The organism is Pseudomonas sp. MT3 (assembly GCF_054720805.1).
Window position 1 is genome coordinate 53,897 of the sequence record NZ_JBTVPY010000011.1, and the last position, 17,285, is coordinate 71,181.

A 17,285-nucleotide genomic window follows, 5' to 3' on the forward strand; every position below is an offset into this window, starting at 1 on the left:
GCTGTTTTCCTTGTCCTTGTCCTTGTCCATGTCTGCTAATTTCTATGGACAGCGGGCAAACGGTTAACCCTCTGAAAAAGCTGCCTTTTTTGATGTCCATATCCCTGGATGCTTTGGGGTAGCTCTGGCTACAAGATCGAGCTGCTTTCGCCGCAGCGCAAGGACTGATCCTTCGATCATTCCCCCCGCGCACTCTTCGAGAAACCCCGTCTCCCTGGCGGGGTTTTTCTTTCCCGGCGGTCATCAGAACGACACCGGAGCGGTCATACTCAACCCTGCGTCGGCGCGGGATGCGTCGATTGCGGAAGCAGTTTCCGCCATTCGCTTGTCAGAGACTCAGGAGCAGCGCGCGGGCCGGACAATCCCCGCCGCGCCGCACCTGGCAATGACGGCCGATGGGCGGCCGCACCGATTTTCCGGAGGCCCCGCGCCCAGGCGCCCGGCGTCCTAAGTCATGGAATACAGCATGTCCCCAAGACCGGTAAACAATGCCTCGGTTAGCCCCAAGGGCAGCCTCGAAACCCTCTCCCAGCGTGAAGTCCACCAGCTCAGCGAAGCGGGCTCGGGCAGTACCTACAAGCTCTTCCGCCAGTGTGCCCTGGCCATCCTCAACACCGGCACGCAGATCGACAACGCCAAGCACATCCTCGACGCCTACCGCGACTTCGAACTGGAAATCCACCAGCAGGACCGTGGCGTGCGCCTGGAGCTGTTCAACGCGCCGGCCGACGCCTTCGTCGACGGCGAGATGATCGCCAGCACCCGCGAGATGCTGTTCAGCGCCCTGCGCGACATCGTCTACACGCAGAACGCACTGAACAGCCGGCGCTTCGGCCTGGACAGCTCGGCCGGCATCACCGACTACGTCTTCCACCTGCTGCGCAACGCCCGCGCCCTGCACGCTGGCGTGGAGCCGAAGATCGTCGTGTGCTGGGGCGGCCACTCCATCAGCACCAACGAGTACAAGTACACCAAGAAGGTCGGCCACGAACTGGGCTTGCGCAGCCTCGATGTCTGCACCGGCTGCGGCCCGGGCGTGATGAAGGGCCCGATGAAGGGCGCCACCATCGGTCATGCCAAGCAGCGCATCACCGATGGCCGCTACCTGGGCCTGAGCGAGCCGGGGATCATCGCCGCCGAGGCGCCGAACCCCATCGTCAACGAACTGGTGATCCTGCCGGATATCGAGAAGCGCCTGGAGGCCTTCGTCCGCGTCGGTCATGGCATCATCGTGTTCCCCGGCGGCGTCGGTACGGCGGAGGAGTTCCTCTACCTGCTGGGCATCCTCATGCACCCGGAAAACCAGGACATGCCATTCCCCCTGGTGCTCACCGGACCGCGCAGCGCGGCAGCCTACATCGAGCAACTGCACGCCTTCGTCGGCGCGACGCTGGGCGAAGCGGCGCAGCAGCGCTACCGCATCATCATTGACGATCCGGCGGAGGTGGCGCGGGAAATGAGCACCGGCCTCAAGCGGGTCAAGCAGTTCCGCCGCGAGCGCAACGATGCCTACCACTTCAACTGGCTGCTGAAGATCGACGAGGGCTTCCAGCGCCCGTTCGAGCCGACCCACGAGAACATGGCCGGCCTGGATCTGGGTCGCGATGTACCGCCTCACGAGCTGGCGGCGAACCTGCGTCGGGCGTTCTCCGGCATCGTCGCCGGCAACGTGAAGGAACATGGCATCCGCATGATCGAGGAGTACGGCCCGTATGAGATCAACGGCGATGCGGCGATCATGGAGCCGCTGGACGCACTGCTGCAGGCCTTTGTCGAACAGCATCGCATGAAGCTGCCGGGCGGTGCGGCGTACGAGCCGTGCTACCGGGTGGTGCAGCGCGCCGGCGTCGAGGTTTGATCCTGTAGGAGCGAGGGGGACGCCATCGTTATTGCTCGCGAACCGCCCAGCACCGGAGTCGCCGGGAAGCAATGTTCGCGAGCAAGCTCGCTCCTACGCAAACAAAAAGCCCCGCCAGGATGCGGGGCTTTTTCATACGGTTCAGGAGCAGGCTTACAGGTCGAAGTCGTAGTCGGACAACTGACGCTGCAGGCGACGCTCTTCGAGGTAGTTGTCGATGATGCGGCGCTTGGTCAGGTTGGTCTTGGCGACCTCCGCCGAGGCTTCGACGCCATCATCGCTGTCGTCTGTGCTGACATCGTCCTCGAGTTCGAGGTCTTCTTTGTCGTTTGCCATTCGGTGCACTCCACAACACGGGGTGTGTTGGCGCCCCTTATATCGACAAAGAACCGGGTGGTAAAAAAGATTTTTTCAATGAGTCCTAAGGAATTTTCCGATATTTCTCAATCGTCGGACGTCTTGTACTTGTACTCGCACAGGTCCTCGATCCGGCAACTGCCGCACTGCGGCTTGCGCGCCTTGCAAACGTAGCGCCCGTGCAGGATCAGCCAGTGGTGGGCATCGAGCAGGTATTCCCTGGGGACGAATTTCAGCAATTTCTTCTCGACTTCCAGCACATTCTTGCCCGGGGCTATCCCGGTACGGTTGGCGACGCGGAAGATGTGGGTGTCCACGGCCATTGCCGGCTGTCGGAAGGCGGTGTTGAGCACCACGTTGGCGGTCTTGCGGCCGACGCCGGGCAGGGCTTCGAGGTCCTCGCGGTTGTCCGGTACCTGGCTGCCGTGCTTCTCGACGAGGATGCGGCACGTCTCGATGACGTTCCTGGCCTTGCTGTTGTACAGACCGATGGTCTTGATGTACTCCGACAGCCCGTCCACGCCCAGGGCATGGATGGCCTCCGGGGTGTTGGCCACCGGATAGAGCTTCGCCGTGGCCTTGTTCACCCCGACGTCGGTGGCCTGGGCGGAGAGGATCACCGCGATCAGCAGCTCGAAGGGCGTGCTGTAGGCCAGTTCGGTTTCGGGGTTGGGATTGTCTTCTTGCAGACGGCGGAAAATTTCCGCGCGCTTGGCGGCATTCATTCGATCACTCCGGTCACGCGGACGCGTTGGCGCTCGCTCGCGGGACCATCGCCCGCCTGCGCCCTGGCGCGTTCCGCCAGGCTCTCATCGATACGGTTTTTCAGGGCAATCAGCAGGCCCAGCACCAGGAAGGCGCCGGGCGGCAGGATGGCCAGCAGGAAGCCCTGGCCATGCGGGAACATCTGGATTTTCCAGGTCGCCGCCGCCGGGCCGAACAGCAGCTCCATGCCGGCCAGCAGGGTGCCATGTCCGAGCAGTTCGCGCAGCGTACCCACTACCAGCAGCACCAGGGCGAACCCGCTGCCCATCATCAGGCCGTCGAAGGTCGAACGCAGCACGCCGTGGCGCGAGGCAAAGGCTTCGGCGCGGCCGAGGATCACGCAGTTGGTGGTGATCAGCGGGATGAAGATGCCGAGGATCTGGTACAGCTCGTAGGTCCAGGCCTGCATCAGCAGTTCGATGCAGGTGGTCAGCGCGGCGATGATCAGGACGAAGGCGGGCAGGCGCACGGCCTCGGTCACCGCCCCACGGATCAGCGCCACCGCCGCGTTGGAGCAAGCCAGCACGAAGAGGGTCGCCAGGCCCAGCCCGAGGGCGTTGACCACGGAGTTGCTGGTGCCCAGCAGCGGGCACAGGCCGAGCAGTTGCACCAGCCCCGGATTGTTCTTCCACAGCCCTTGCAGGGCCAGTTCGCGGTAGCCGGGGTTACTCATGGCTGTCTCCCGTGGCCGCTTGCGCGGCGGGCGCGAGCAGTTCGGCCTTGTGCGCATCGAAGTACTGCAGCGCCTTGTGCGTAGCCTTCACCACGGCGCGCGGGGTGACGGTGGCACCGGCGAACTGGTCGAACTGGCCGCCGTCCTTCTTCACCTTCCAGCCAGCCTCCGCCGGGTCGGTCAGCGAGCGGCCGTCGAAGCCGTGCAGCCAGTCGCTCTTGCCCAGCTCGATCTTGTCGCCCAGCCCCGGGGTTTCCTTGTGCGCGGTGACGCGCACGCCGAGCAGCCGGCCTTCGGCGGTGACGCCCACCAGCAGTTGGATGGAGCCGCTGTAGCCGTCCGGCGCTATGGCCTGGAGGATCACCGCCGTGGCCTGGCCCTGGCGGCGGGCGACGAAGGCAGGGGCCGGCGCGTTGCGGCCGAGCAGCTTGGGATCGAAGGCGTCGACCTGGCTGTCCAGCGGATGGTTGTCATAGCTGCCCGTCGGCAACAGTTCCAGCAGGGCGCGGCCGCGCGCTTCGCGCTGGGCATCGTCGATGCGCTGCGCGGTGAGCTGGTGGACCAGCGCCACCCCGCCCACCGTGACCACGGCGAACAGGCCGAGCACCAGGGCGTTCTTCAGCATCGAGCGAGGGGCGCCGGGCATGTCAGTCCCCCATCTTGAAGCCACGCTCGGGCTTCTTGTGCCCGTAGGTGCGTGGACGGCTGTAGTAGTCGATGGTCGGCGCGGCGAGGTTCATCAGCAGCACGGCGAAGGCCACGCCGTCCGGGTAGCCGCCCCAGGCACGGATCACATAGGTGAGCACGCCGACGCCGATGCCGAACACCAGGCGTCCACGATTGCTGGTGGCGCCGGAGACGGGATCGGTGACGATGAAGAAGGCGCCGAGCATGGTCGCACCGCTGAACAGGTGCAGCAGCGGCGAGCCGTGGGAGTCGGAGCCGGATCCGTTCCAGAACAGCAGGCTCGTGACGAACAGTGCGCCGAGCATGCCCACCGGCGCGTGCCAGGTGAACAGCTTGCGCCAGAGCAGGAACAGCCCGCCGGCGAGGAACGCCAGGTTGACCAGTTCCATGCCGCGTCCGCCGATATGGCCGAAGGCGCTGGATTGTGCCAGCAGTTCGTCCATCGTCAGGCTGTTGTTGTTGCGCAGCACGTCCAGCGCGGTGGCGCCGACCCAGGCGTCCGGCGCCTGGCCGGCGACGCCGAGGATCTGCCGCAGCCCTTCGCCGAGACCCAGCGCGCTGTCCGGCGCCGGCCATTGGCTCATCTGCAGCGGGAAGGACACCAGCACCACCACGTAGCCGATCATCGCCGGATTGAACGGGTTCTGCCCCAATCCGCCATACAGGTGCTTGCCGAACACCAGGGCGAAGACCGTGCCGATCAGGCTCAGCCACCACGGCGCGTAAGGCGGCAGGGCGAGGGCCAGCAGCACGGCGGTGACCAGCGCGCTGCCGTCCTTGAGGAAGAAAACCAGCGGGCGATTGCGCAGCCTGAGCATCGCCGCCTCGGTGGCCAGCGCGATCAGGCTGCACCAGAGCAGGTTGAACAGCGTGCCGACGCCGTACAGGCCGATCAGCACCAGGGCGCCCGGCGCACAGGCGGCCAGCAAGGTCAGCATGACCTTCTGCGTGCGGTTGCTGCCGGTGGCGTGGGGCGAGGCGATGCGCGGCAGTTTCATCAAGGCGTCTCGCCGCTGGCGTCGGCCACGGCGCGTTCGGCGGCTTGCAGGCGGGCACGGGCGGTATCCAGGGCTGCGTTGCCGGCGCCTTCGCGTTCGAGCTTCTTCAGGTCGGCGCGGGCGTAGGCCAGTTCGGTCCTGGCGGCGCGGAGGGCGGCGCTCATCGGGTGCTTGTCGGTGCGCACCAGGTCCGGCGGCGCCTTGCCGCTGGCGTCCTCGGCGGCGTGCAGGGCGGCTTCCGCGGCGGCCAGAGCCTGGCGGATCGCGCCCAGTTCCTCTTCGGAAGCGCCGTCGCGTTCGGCCTGGCGCAGGGCGTCGCGCTGGGCGATGTACGCGAGCTTGGCCTGGCGCAGGGCGAGGATTCCGTCGACGGCTTGGGTGGCTTTCGGTTCGGTCGGCATGGCGGTCCCCTGCAATTCGTTGAGTTGGCGTTCGATGCGCTCGACGTCCTCGCGCAGTGACGCGAGGGTGGCGCGCTGTTCGTCCGTGGGCGATTCGCCGAAGGCCTTCTCGGATTTCTTCACCTGGGCGCGGGCCATTGCGGCGTCGATCCTGGCTTTCTTCAGCGTGGCTTCGTTGTCGAGCGGAGCTGGCGCGGTATGGCTCTCCGCCTCGGCCGCCGCCAACGCGGCCTTGACCTGCCCGGCGGCCTCACGCAATTCGACGACCTGGGCGCGCAGTTGTTCGGTGTCGTGGCTGGCGAGCTGTTTCTCGGCCTTCTTCAACGCGACCTGGGCCATGCTCGCCTCGATCTTCAGCCGCTTGAGCCGGTCCGGCGCGTTGCCCACGGCCTTCTCGGCCTTCACCCGCTCGATCACCGATTGCGCTGCCGGCACCGTCGCTTCCACCTTGGCTTCGCTTTCCTGCGCCCGTGCGACGCGTTCCTGGCGGGCCAGGCGGTCGACGGTGCGTTGTTCTTCCTCGCGGCGCAGACGGTCCTGGCGCTGTTCGAAGCGCAGGCGCGATTGTTCGGCCTTCAACTGGCGCTGCTGCAACTCGCGGATATCGGCCTTGGCCGCGCGGTAGTACTGCACCAGCGGGATGCTCGACGGGCAGACGTAGGCGCAGGCGCCGCACTCGATACAGTCGAACAGGTTGTGCGCCTGCAACTGCTCGTGCTGCGCGCCGAGGGCGAAGTAGTGCAGCTGTTGCGGCAGCAGGCTGGCAGGGCAGACCTGGGCGCAGTCGCCGCAACGGATGCAGGGCATGGCCGGTGGCGCCGGCGGCAGTTCCGTCGCGCTGGCGGCCAGCAGACAGTTGCTGGTCTTGATCAGCGGCACGTCCAGCGAGGGCAGGCTGACGCCCATCAGCGGCCCGCCGAGGATCAGGCGGTCCAGCTTCGAACGGTCGAGGCCGGCGAAATCCAGCAGTTCGCCCACTGGCGTGCCGAGCAGCGCCTCGACGTTGCACGGGCGCTCCAGGGCCGCGCCGGTCAGGGTGGCGATGCGCGAGATCAGCGGCCGCCCGCGTAGCACGGCATCGGCCACGGCTACGGTGGTGCCGACGTTCACGCAGAGCATGCCGATGTCCGCCGGCAGCCCGCCGGAGGGCACTTCGCGGCCGCTGAGAACCTGGATCAACTGACGCTCGCCGCCCGAGGGGTATTTGGTCGGAATCGCCCGCAGCGTGACGTTCCGTTCGCCGATGGCGGCTTGCACGGCGGCCAGTGCCTCGGGCTTGTTGTCCTCGATGCCGATCAGCACCTGCTCCGGCTGCAGGATGTGCACGAGGATGTCGATGCCTTGCACCAGCTCCGCCGCGCGCTCGCGCATCAGCAGGTCGTCGGCGCTGATGTAGGGTTCGCACTCGGCGCCGTTGATGACCAGGGTGTGCAGATCGTCCTGCGGCCGCGTGGCCAGCTTGGCGGCGGTGGGGAAGCCGGCGCCGCCGAGTCCGGCGATGCCGGCGTGGCGGATGCGTTCGAGCAGTTCGACCCCGGAGAGGGACGCATACTCGGAACAGGCGTCGAGCGCTGCCCATGCATCCTGGCCGTCGCTGTCGATGACGATGGCCGGCGCCGTCAGCCCGGAGGCGTGAGGGTAAGGCTGTTCGTCCAGCGCGACCACGGTGCCGGAGGTCGGAGCGTGCAGCGCGGCGCTGATGGCGCTGCCCGGCTCGGCGATCATCTGCCCCTTGAGCACGCGCTGGCCGACCTCGACGCAGGGCAGCGCGGGCGCTCCAATGTGCTGTTGCAGCGGCAGGACCAGCAGGCGCGGCAGTGGCGGCCGCTGGATCGGCGTTGCGGTGGATTGCCGCTTGTTCTCCGGCGGATGGATGCCGCCGGGGAAGCTCCAGGCCTGTGCGCTCATGCCGCCTGCTCCCGGTCGCTGGCGATCAGCCGGGTATCCGGCAATGGCCATTTCCAGTCCGTGATGCGCACCGGCAGATCGCGCATCTCGATGCAGTCCACCGGGCAGGGCTCCAGGCACAGGTCGCAGCCGGTGCATTCGTCGACGATCACCGTGTGCATCAGCCTGGCCGCGCCGACGATGGCGTCCACCGGGCAGGCGCGGATGCACTTGGTGCAGCCGATGCATTCGGCCTCGCGGATGTAGGCCACGCGCGGCGGGGTTTCCTCGGCGGCGTCCAGCGGCTGCGGCTCGACGTCCAGCAGGTCGGCGAGGGCGGCGATGGTGGCCGCGCCGCCGGGCGGGCACTTGTTGATCGCGTCGCCCTCGGCGATGGCCTGGGCGTAGGGTTTGCAGCCGGCGTAGCCGCACTGGCCGCACTGGGTCTGCGGCAGCAGGGCGTTGATCTGTTCGGCCACCGGGTCGCCGTCCACCTTCAGGCGCACCGCCGCGTAACCCAGCAGCGCGCCGCTGGCGAGGCAGAGCAGGGCGAGGATGGCGACAGCGAGCAGCACCGTGCTCATGGCTTGAGCAACCCGGTGAAGCCCATGAAGGCCAGCGACATCAGGCCGGCAGTGATCATGCCGATGGCCGCGCCCTGGAACGGCTTGGGCACGTCGGCGATGGCGATGCGCTCGCGCATGGCGGCGAACAGCACCAGTACCAGGGAAAAGCCCAGCCCGGCGCCGAAGCCCTGCAGGGTGGATTGCAGGAAACCGTACTCCGGCTTGTTGGCATTGAGCAGCGCCACGCCCAGGACGATGCAGTTGGTGGTGATCAGCGGCAGGAAGATGCCCAGCACGCGGTACAACAGCGGACTGCTCTTCTTCACCAGCAGCTCGGTGAACTGCACCACCACGGCGATCACCAGGATGAAGCCGATGGTGCGCAGGAACTCCAGGTCCAGCGGCTGCAGCACGTAGCGTTGCAGGATGTAGCTGCACACCGAGGTGAGGGTGAGGACGAAGGTGGTGGCCAGGGACAGGCCGATGGCCGTCTCGATCTTGCGCGACACGCCCATGAACGGGCACAGGCCGAGGAACTGCACCAGCACGAAGTTGTTGACCAGGATGGCGCTGACCAGGATGAGGGCGAGTTCGGTCATTGCAGGGGGTTATCCATCCGGATGGCCGTTCAGATGCCAGTGATCAGTAGATCGATAGCCGCGATTATTTCGCCGCGCAAGTGCGCCAGGCTGCCGACCGGCTCGCCCAGATCGCGGCTGGAGATGCCCGCCATCTGTGGCGTCAGCAGCAGGTAGTCGATTTCGTCGAAGGTCACCTTCGGCGTCAGGCGGCTGATGCCCTGCAGCGACTGGCTGCGGCTCAGCGGAATGACCATGCGCGTCTTCAGCGAATCCAGCAGTTCGCTCTGCACGTCCAGCAGCAGCGGAATGTCTTCCTGCGAGCGCGGATTGCGATTCCGATAGAGATTGAACTGCGCCATCAGAAGCTCCGCAGTCCCTCGCTGAACACACCGTTCTCCTCGACATGGCGATTGTACGAGTCGATGGCCTCGCGGTTCTGCTCCAGCCATTGGCGGGCGAGGCGCTGTTTGACCTCTTCGGCCAGCGCCTCTTCCAGCACGGCGGACAGGTTGACGTCCAGCTCCCGGGCCTTCTTCAGCAGGTCGCTGTTGAGGCTGAGGTTGGTCGGCTTCTTCGGGGCCTGGAGATCGTAGGGAGCATGCATGGCGATGGTCCGTGGTGATATGCGCATAATTTATGCGCATGGCTGGCGCAAGACAATCCGCGTGGCCTGAAAACAGCGAAGCCCAACATCGGTTGGGCTTCGCGGGCGGCAGGCTACCGGTCAGTTGACGCGCTGGCCGGGCTTGGCGCCGCTGTCCGGGCTCAGCAGGTAGATTTCCGAACCGCCGGGGCCGGCGGCCAGGACCATGCCTTCGGAGACGCCGAACTTCATCTTGCGCGGCGCCAGGTTGGCCACGTAGAGGGTCAGGCGGCCTTCGAGCTTGCTCGGCTCCGGGTAGGCGCTCTTGATGCCGGAGAACACCTTGCGCTTCTCGTCGCCGATATCCAGGGTCAGGCGCAGCAGCTTGTCGGCGCCCTCGACGAACTCGCACTTCTCGATCAGCGCGATGCGCAGGTCGACGGCGGCGAAGGCGTCGAAGTTGATCTCGGCGGCGATGGGGTTCTTCACCAGTTCGCCGTTGCCGGCCGGCTGGGCCGCAGAGGCGGCGAGGTCTTCCTTGGAGGCTTCGATCATGGCTTCGATTTTCGCGGGTTCGATACGGGTCATCAGCGGGTTGAACGGATTCAGCTGGTGGTTGGCCAGCAGTTGCTCGTGGTCGCTCCACTTCAGCGGGGCGACGTTGAGGAAGGCTTCGGCGGCTTCGGCCAGCTTCGGCAGCACCGGCTTCAAGAAGATCACCAGTTGGCGGAACAGGTTCACGCCCAGGGCGCAGATGGCCTGCACCTCGTCCTGCTTGCCTTCCTGCTTGTTCAAGGCCCACGGCGCCTTGTCGGCGATCCAGGCGTTGGCCTGGTCGGCGAGAGCCATGATTTCGCGCATGGCGCGGCCGAAGTCGCGGGCCTCGTAGGCGGCGGCGATGCCCGGCGCGGCGGCCTTGAAGGCTTCCACCAGCTCAGGAGCCGGGTTGGCTTCGACCAGCACGCCGGCGTTGCCCTTGTGGATGAAACCGGCGCAGCGGCTGGCGATGTTGACCACCTTGCCGACCAGGTCGGAATTGACCTTCTGCACGAAGTCCTCGAGGTTCAGGTCGAGGTCGTCGACACCGCGGCCGAGCTTGGAGGCGTAGTAGTAGCGCAGGTATTCCGGGTCCAGGTGGTCCAGGTAGGTGCGCGCCTTGACGAAGGTGCCGCGCGACTTGGACATCTTCTGGCCGTTGACGGTCAGGTAGCCGTGCACGTTCAGCGCGGTCGGCTTGCGGTAGCCGGCGCCTTCGAGCATGGCCGGCCAGAACAGCGCATGGAAGTTGACGATGTCCTTGCCGATGAAGTGGTACAGCTCGGCCTTGGAATCCTTGTTCCAGTAGGCATCGAAGTCCAGCTCCGGACGGCGTGCGCAGAGGTTCTGGAAGCTGGCCATGTAGCCGATCGGCGCGTCCAGCCAGACGTAGAAGTACTTGCCCGGAGCATCCGGGATCTCGAAGCCGAAGTAGGGCGCATCGCGGGAGATGTCCCATTCCTGCAGGCCGGAATCCAGCCACTCGGCGATCTTGTTCGCCACCGACTCCTGCAGGGCGCCGCTGCGGGTCCACTGCTTGAGCATGGCGTCGAAGTCGGGGAGCTTGAAGAAGTAGTGCAGCGACTCCTTGAGCACCGGGGTGGCGCCGGAGATCGCCGATTTCGGGTCCTTCAGCTCGGTGGGCGAGTAGGTCGCGCCGCAGGCTTCGCAGTTGTCGCCGTACTGGTCGGCGGTGCCGCACTTCGGGCAGGTGCCCTTGATGAAGCGGTCGGCCAGGAACATCTGCTTTTCCGGGTCGAAGTACTGGGTCACCGGGCGGGTGGCGATGTGGCCGGCTTCGCGCAGCTTGACGTAGATGGAGGACGACAGCTCGCGGTTCTCGTCCGAGTGGGTCGAGTAGTAGTTGTCGAAGTTCACCTGGAAGTCGGCGAAATCGGCCATGTGTTCGGCGCGCACGGCGTCGATCAGTTGCTCGGAGGTGATGCCTTCGCGCTCGGCGCGCAGCATGATGGCCGAACCGTGGGCATCGTCCGCGCATACGTACACCGCCTGGTTGCCACGCATCTTCTGGAAACGCACCCAGATGTCGGTCTGGATGTACTCCAGCATGTGACCCAGGTGGATCGAACCGTTGGCGTAGGGCAGGGCGCTGGTGACGAGGATCTTGCGGGCTTCGGACATGATGATCGGCCGTGACGGAAAAACGAGGGAAGTCGGCAACTATATAGGGGCGTGGCGAATTTTTCACCCGTGGGCCGCTTGGCTGTAGGGCGGAGCCCATCCGCGACCATTGGGCGCATGGGCTGTTCGCGAGCAAGCTCGCCCCCGCAGGGGACTGGCTTTGCGTAGGAGCGAGCTTGCTCGCGAACCCGGCTTACTCCCGATGATCCCAAGCAAGGCTGCGGCGAGAGGCGTACTATGCCCGCCTATTCTGCTCAGTCTTTCATCGGGAGTACGCATGGGCGCCGCCAACCGAGCCACGGTAGAAAACCTTCTCCGCCAGATCACCGATCCCCACACCGGCCAGAACCTGCTGGACGCCGGCTACCTGCGCGAGCTGGACATCCAGGGCGGGCGCGTCGCGCTGACCCTGGAGCTGGGCTACGCGGCCGGCCTGTTCAAGAACGGCCTGGCGCAGACGGTGCAGATGGCCCTGGAAGCGCTGGACGGCGTCGACTCGGCCCAGGTCAAGGTGGAAACCCGGATCGCCGCGCACAAGGCTCAGGCCCAGGTGCCGGGCATGAGCAACGTGAAGAACATCATCGCCGTGGCCTCCGGCAAGGGCGGCGTGGGCAAGTCCACCACCGCCGCCAACCTCGCGCTGGCGCTGGCCCGCGAAGGCGCCAGGGTCGGCATCCTCGACGCCGACATCTATGGCCCGAGCCAGGGCATCATGTTCGGTATCCCCGAAGGCACCCGGCCGAAGATCCGCGAGCAGAAGTGGTTCATCCCCCTGGAAGCCCACGGCGTCGAAGTCATGTCGATGGCCTTCCTCACCGACGACAACACCCCGGTGGTGTGGCGCGGTCCGATGGTTTCCGGCGCGCTACTGCAACTGATCACCCAGACCGCCTGGAACGACCTGGATTACCTGGTCATCGACATGCCGCCGGGCACCGGTGACATCCAACTGACCCTGGCGCAGAAAGTGCCGGTGGCCGGCTCGGTGATCGTCACCACCCCGCAGGACCTGGCTCTGCTCGACGCCAGGAAGGGCGTGGAGATGTTCCGCAAGGTCAACATCCCGGTGCTGGGCGTGGTGGAGAACATGGCGGTGCACATCTGCTCCAACTGCGGCCATGCCGAGCATCTGTTCGGCGAGGGTGGCGGCGAGAAGCTGGCGGCGCAGTATGGCGTGGAGTTGCTGGCGTCGCTGCCGCTGTCGATGGCCATCCGCATGCAGGCCGACGGCGGTAAGCCCACCGTGATCGCCGACCCGGAAAGCCAGCTGGCGATGATCTACCAGGAAATGGCCCGCTGCGTCGGTGCGCGTATCGCCCTGAGCGAGAAGGCCGCGCCGGACATGCCGAGCATCTCCATCAGCGACGACTGAACCGTGACAATGCCGCCGGGCGCGCCCCTTTGCCGGGCGGCGCGCTTGCCGGTAAGATTCGCCTTCTTTTTTCAACAGCTACGGGACGCCCGCCATGAGCATCAAATCGGACAAGTGGATTCGCCGCATGGCTCTGGAGCACGGCATGATCGAGCCGTTCGTCGAGCGCCAGATTCGCGGTGCCGATGACAGCCGGGTGATCTCCTACGGTGTCTCCAGCTATGGCTACGATGTGCGCTGCGCCGCCGAATTCAAAGTGTTCACCAACATCCATTCGGCTGTGGTCGACCCGAAGAACTTCGACGAGAAGAGTTTCGTCGACATCAACAGCGACGTTTGCGTCATCCCGCCGAACTCCTTCGCCCTGGCCCGTACCGTCGAGTACTTCCGCATTCCGCGCGACGTGCTGACCATCTGCCTGGGCAAGAGCACCTACGCGCGCTGCGGCATCATCGTCAACGTCACACCGCTGGAGCCGGAGTGGGAAGGCCACGTGACCCTGGAGTTCTCCAACACCACCAACCTGCCGGCGAAAATCTACGCCAACGAAGGCGTGGCACAGATGCTGTTCCTGCAGTCGGACGAAGCCTGCGAAGTCTCCTACCGCGATCGCGGCGGCAAGTACCAGGGGCAGACCGGCGTTACCCTGCCCAAGGCCTGATCGCGTTGCTGTTGTGAAGAACCGGGCCAAGGCCCGGTTTTTTATTGGGCATCTGCCGCTGCGACCTACAGGGGGCACTCTGCCAAGACGAACTCCGCCCGCTCTTCCAGGCTGCCGCGGGGCAGCTCCAGCACGCGGTAGCCCAACTCTGCGTAAAGCTCGCTCATGATCGTGGCCGTTCGCTGCGCCTCGGCGAAGTCCTGCCGGCGTTCGGCGTCGTTGCGGTAGATGGCTTCCCACGCCGGCGCCAGGAACACGGTCGGTCCGTAGCGCAGTTCCCTTGCGGCGGTTTCCAGCTCCTCCGGAATCGGCAGGCCGCAGAGCCGCGCATACCCCAGCACATCCGGCAGGCCACGATCGAACAGCCACAATCCACCCGCATCGAGCGCTCGCTCGCGGGTCGTCAGCGCGTGCGCGAGCATCGCCTGGCAGAAGGCCTCCCGGTTCGCCCACGGCAGGGCATCGCCGCCGCTGGCCAACTGCTCGCGAATGATCGCCCGACCGCCTTCCTCGACGGTGTTCAGGCCGTGATGGCGGTGCAGGTGTTCGAGCAGCGTGCTTTTGCCGGCGCCGGGGCCGCCGGTGATGACGATGAGGGATTCGGACATGACGATGACTCCTGGTCGAAAGGATGCGTGGGAGTGTCAACCGGGAAGGTTCTTGCAGAAGGGGCGTACAGCGGGAGTGAGGCGGGAAAAAAGAAAGGCACCCAAGGGGTGCCCGAATATGATCATGGAGTAAGTCGACTGTTCTGATTCCGGGATGGGACACAAGTTCCCGACCCCGGAGAATTTTTTCAGTCGGTCACTTGCCCGGGACCAGCGTCAGGCGTTTCACGCCGTAGACCTTCTCCAGGTTCTGCGACTGGAAGGGGAAGCTCATGTAGTTGCCCTTCAGCCAGGCGTCGATGCCGTCGGCATAGTGCGGGCTGGCCGGGTTGCCGGACTGGCCGCTGCTGTTGAGGCCGATCATCGGCTCGCTCTGGCCGAAGTCGACGACGATGCGCATGGCCGGGATCAGCCAGGTATCGAAGTCCTGGCCCCAGTGATAGGCCGAGACGTTCAGCGTCGTGTGGTCGCCGCCGGCGGGGTAGGGGCCACGGTCCAGGTAGCCTTTGATGGCGTTGAGGCTGGCGCGCTGGCCGGCGCTCAGGTTGGGCGCCATCCTGGTGCTGTCGCTGAGCCATTCGTAGGTGTGCAGCTTGCCCCATTGCCAGGCGCGGCGGTCGCTGCCCAGCGTTTGCTCGCAGAAGGCGATGGCGGCGGCCAGGCTGCGGGCGAGGATCGCCGGCTTGTCTTCCTTTTGCGGGGTGCGGGCGTCGTCCCAGAACGGGCTGTCGTCGCGGCCCAGCAGGTGGTCGGCCTGGGCCGAGTAGGAGAGATTGGCGTTCTCCACGAAGGCTTTCCAGGCCGGGCTGTCTTCCGGCCCCAGTTCGTCGAGGAAGATCTGCTTGCTGCTTTCCTGCAGGAAGGCCTCGTACAGAGCGGCGTCGGAGGAGGTCGGCGAGAGCTTGCCGTCGAACGCCATGATCCGGTCCAGCGCTTCGCGGGCACGGGCGCGCTGGTCGGTGGGCAGGGCGTCGATGGCCTTCTTCAGCGGTTGCGCCATGCCCGGTGCGTCCAGCATCGATTGCAGCTTGCCGGCAAACGGCGTGGTCTGGTCGTACTGCATGGCGATCATGCTGCGGTAATCGTGGCTCTTGCTGGCGCCGGCCAGTTGCGCGATGCGCTCGTAGCGCTCCGGGTAGTACCAGGAGCTGGACAGCTGCGCGCCGTAGCCGGGCTGCACGGTGCGGTGGTTGGCGGTGCCCAGCCAGCCTTGTGCCGGGTCCTGGTCGGACGGGTGCAGGATCGGCTCGGCGTAGCCGTCCCAGTCGTAGCGGCCGTCCCAGCCGGGAGAGGGCAGCAGGCCGCGGCCTTCCTTGCGGTTGGGGAAGCGCCCGGTGACTTGCCAGCCAATGTGCTTCTCGTCGGCGAACAGGATGTTCAGCGCCATCGCACGCACGTCGCGGGTGGCATCGAAGGCCTGTTCGACGTTCTTCGCACGGGACAGGTCGAAGAAGGCGTCGAGGGTACGGTCGGACTCGCCCTGGATGCTCTGGTAGGCAATGCCGTAGCCGCTGGACAGCGGCAGCGGCTGCAACTCGTGCTTGCGCTCGCCCAGGGCGCTGTTGAGCAGCGGGCCGTGGCGGGTCTCGTAGATGATCTCACGGACCGGCCGCTGGCCCTTGATGAAGAACGTCTCGTTGCGTTCGATGGCCGGCTTCCACTGGCCGTTGGCGAGGTAGTAGAGCTTGCCGCCCTGGCGCTTCACCTGTTCGAGGAAGAGGTCCTGGTTGTCGCCCATGACCATCGTCATGCCCCAGGCCAGCTTGCCGTTGAAGCCGGCGACCACGCCCGGTACGCCGGCGATGGAGACGCCGGCGGCGCTGAACTTCGGCGAGCGGATCTGCACGTAGTTCCACACCGAGGGCATGGACAGCGGCAGGTGGGTGTCGTTGGCCAGGAGGCTCTTGCCGCTGCGCGTACGCTGCGGGGCGATGGCCCAGTTGTTGGAGGCGGCGACGCCCATCATCTGCAGGGCGGCGATCTGGCCGGCGGCGCGGTCGAGGGCGTCGAGGCCGGCAATCTTGCCGTCAAGGCGCAGGCCCTTGAGCTTTTCGGCCTCCTCGAGAGGCAGCGCTTCGTCCGGGTAGATCGGTGTCAGCCAGGGCAGCTTGTCGGCACCGACTTTCTGAGCGAGCACCAGCGAGGCGATTTCCTCCTGCAGGTTCACCGCCAGGCCGAAGTTCAGCAGGCTGAAGACCAGCGCGGAATCCTCTGGCTTCCAGTACTCGGGGCGGTAGCCGGATTCGGCCAGGTCCATCGGCAGCTTGTCGCGGTAGCGGAACAGGTAGGCGTTGACGCCGCGCGCATAGGTCTCGAAGAAGCGCTTGATGCGCGGCGAGGCGCCGGCATAGAGGGCGTCCGCCGCCTTCTTCAGGTTCACCGTGCGCATGAAACGGTCGGTTTCCAGTGCGCCGGGGCCGACCATTTCCGACAGGCGCCCCTGGGCCATCAGGCGCAGGCCGACCATCTGGCTGATGCGGTCACTGGCGTGCACGTAGCCCAGGGTGAACAGCGCGTCGTGGAAGTTGCTGCTCTCGATCAACGGCATGCCCAGGCTGTTGCGGCGGATCGATACGTTGTCCGCGAGGCCCTTGATCGGCTGCACGCCGCTGGTGGGCGTCACGCTGCCGGCGTAACGGTCGTTCAGCCAGCTCTGGCAGCCGGCGAGGCTGACGGCGGCGCTGAGGGTGGCGGCAAGGCCGAAGCTGGGAAGCCGGCGGAAGGCTCGCGGGGCCATGAGGGTGTGCTCCTGCACAAAGGGTCGCGTGGAAAGGCGCTACGTTAGTGAGCCGAGGGAGGCTGTGCAAGCCACGCGCGGCGGGATTTTCAGCGGCTGGCCGAGCGTCGGGACGGACAGCAGAAGGCCCGCACTGGGCGGGCCTTCTGCGGGGTGCGTCAGGGCGTGGTTCAGGCGCCGTGGCACTTCTTGAACTTGTTGCCGCTGCCGCAGGGGCATGGATCGTTGCGGCCCACGTCCTTCAGCGGATTGCGTGCCGGCTCGTGGCTGTGGTTGCAGTGCGGGCCGTGCACGTGACCGTGGTCATGGTGGTGATCGTGATCATGGTCGTGGTTGCAGTTCGGACCGTGTACGTGGGGTTCCTGGCTCATGG

General features: G+C 66.0%; 17 protein-coding genes. 3 read left to right on the forward strand and 14 right to left on the reverse strand.

The window, feature by feature from the left end:
* The first annotated feature begins 466 nt into the window (after positions 1-466).
* Positions 467-1,858 carry a nucleotide 5'-monophosphate nucleosidase PpnN gene (gene ppnN / locus ACYCAX_RS13150; RefSeq protein ID WP_041712481.1) on the forward strand — a complete coding sequence of 464 codons (1,392 nt, stop codon included), beginning with the start codon at positions 467-469 and terminating at the stop codon, positions 1,856-1,858.
* A 153-nt stretch (positions 1,859-2,011) separates the two neighbouring features.
* Here the strand turns inward: ppnN and ACYCAX_RS13155 are convergent, their stop codons facing one another.
* The 11 genes from ACYCAX_RS13155 to metG form a co-directional block, all read right to left on the reverse strand.
* Positions 2,012-2,194, reverse strand: coding sequence for a PA3496 family putative envelope integrity protein (locus ACYCAX_RS13155; RefSeq protein ID WP_015476181.1), 183 nt, complete (start codon positions 2,192-2,194; stop codon positions 2,012-2,014).
* 107 nt (positions 2,195-2,301) lie between these two features.
* On the reverse strand, positions 2,302-2,940 hold the full coding sequence (gene nth / locus ACYCAX_RS13160; protein WP_015476182.1) for an endonuclease III: 639 nt from the start codon (positions 2,938-2,940) through the stop codon (positions 2,302-2,304).
* Positions 2,937-3,653, reverse strand: coding sequence for an electron transport complex subunit E (locus ACYCAX_RS13165; RefSeq protein ID WP_294973162.1), 717 nt, complete (start codon positions 3,651-3,653; stop codon positions 2,937-2,939). The genes nth and ACYCAX_RS13165 overlap by 4 nt, the downstream gene beginning before the upstream one ends.
* Positions 3,646-4,299, reverse strand: coding sequence for an electron transport complex subunit RsxG (gene rsxG, locus ACYCAX_RS13170; protein WP_294973164.1), 654 nt, complete (start codon positions 4,297-4,299; stop codon positions 3,646-3,648). Before rsxG ends, ACYCAX_RS13165 begins: the two co-directional genes overlap by 8 nt.
* 1 nt (position 4,300) lies before the next feature.
* Positions 4,301-5,338: an RnfABCDGE type electron transport complex subunit D gene (locus tag ACYCAX_RS13175; RefSeq protein WP_294973166.1), complete on the reverse strand. Its 1,038-nt coding sequence runs from the start codon at positions 5,336-5,338 to the stop codon at positions 4,301-4,303.
* The gene (gene rsxC / locus ACYCAX_RS13180) at positions 5,338-7,647 is read right to left on the reverse strand and encodes an electron transport complex subunit RsxC (protein ID WP_460248209.1); all 2,310 of its coding nucleotides are present in this window, start codon (positions 7,645-7,647) and stop codon (positions 5,338-5,340) included. Before rsxC ends, ACYCAX_RS13175 begins: the two co-directional genes overlap by 1 nt.
* Entirely contained in the window at positions 7,644-8,210 is a 567-nt protein-coding gene (rsxB, locus tag ACYCAX_RS13185) for an electron transport complex subunit RsxB (RefSeq protein WP_294973170.1), read from the reverse strand. The genes rsxC and rsxB overlap by 4 nt, the downstream gene beginning before the upstream one ends.
* Positions 8,207-8,791: an electron transport complex subunit RsxA gene (gene rsxA / locus ACYCAX_RS13190; protein ID WP_460248210.1), complete on the reverse strand. Its 585-nt coding sequence runs from the start codon at positions 8,789-8,791 to the stop codon at positions 8,207-8,209. The genes rsxB and rsxA overlap by 4 nt, the downstream gene beginning before the upstream one ends.
* Positions 8,792-8,820: 29 nt before the next feature.
* Positions 8,821-9,132: a CcdB family protein gene (locus tag ACYCAX_RS13195; RefSeq protein WP_015476189.1), complete on the reverse strand. Its 312-nt coding sequence runs from the start codon at positions 9,130-9,132 to the stop codon at positions 8,821-8,823.
* Entirely contained in the window at positions 9,132-9,377 is a 246-nt protein-coding gene (locus ACYCAX_RS13200) for a type II toxin-antitoxin system CcdA family antitoxin (RefSeq protein WP_015476190.1), read from the reverse strand. Before ACYCAX_RS13200 ends, ACYCAX_RS13195 begins: the two co-directional genes overlap by 1 nt.
* A 120-nt stretch (positions 9,378-9,497) precedes the next feature.
* A complete protein-coding gene (metG, locus tag ACYCAX_RS13205; protein WP_460248211.1) occupies positions 9,498-11,534 on the reverse strand; it encodes a methionine--tRNA ligase in 2,037 nt (678 codons plus the stop codon).
* Between the two features lie 277 nt (positions 11,535-11,811).
* On the opposite strand from metG, the gene apbC reads away from it, so the two are divergent.
* Positions 11,812-12,906 carry an iron-sulfur cluster carrier protein ApbC gene (apbC, locus tag ACYCAX_RS13210; RefSeq protein ID WP_294973178.1) on the forward strand — a complete coding sequence of 365 codons (1,095 nt, stop codon included), beginning with the start codon at positions 11,812-11,814 and terminating at the stop codon, positions 12,904-12,906.
* Positions 12,907-13,000: 94 nt separating this feature from the next.
* The gene (dcd, locus tag ACYCAX_RS13215) at positions 13,001-13,567 is read left to right on the forward strand and encodes a dCTP deaminase (protein ID WP_015476193.1); all 567 of its coding nucleotides are present in this window, start codon (positions 13,001-13,003) and stop codon (positions 13,565-13,567) included.
* 65 nt (positions 13,568-13,632) lie between these two features.
* Here the strand turns inward: dcd and ACYCAX_RS13220 are convergent, their stop codons facing one another.
* The 3 genes from ACYCAX_RS13220 to ACYCAX_RS13230 form a co-directional block, all read right to left on the reverse strand.
* Positions 13,633-14,175, reverse strand: a complete 543-nt coding sequence (locus ACYCAX_RS13220) for an AAA family ATPase (protein ID WP_294973181.1) — start codon at positions 14,173-14,175, stop codon at positions 13,633-13,635.
* Positions 14,176-14,371: 196 nt separating this feature from the next.
* Positions 14,372-16,912: a penicillin acylase family protein gene (locus tag ACYCAX_RS13225; protein ID WP_294973183.1), complete on the reverse strand. Its 2,541-nt coding sequence runs from the start codon at positions 16,910-16,912 to the stop codon at positions 14,372-14,374.
* Between the two features lie 170 nt (positions 16,913-17,082).
* A complete protein-coding gene (locus tag ACYCAX_RS13230; RefSeq protein ID WP_294973184.1) occupies positions 17,083-17,283 on the reverse strand; it encodes an SEC-C metal-binding domain-containing protein in 201 nt (66 codons plus the stop codon).
* Positions 17,284-17,285: the final 2 nt, after the last annotated feature.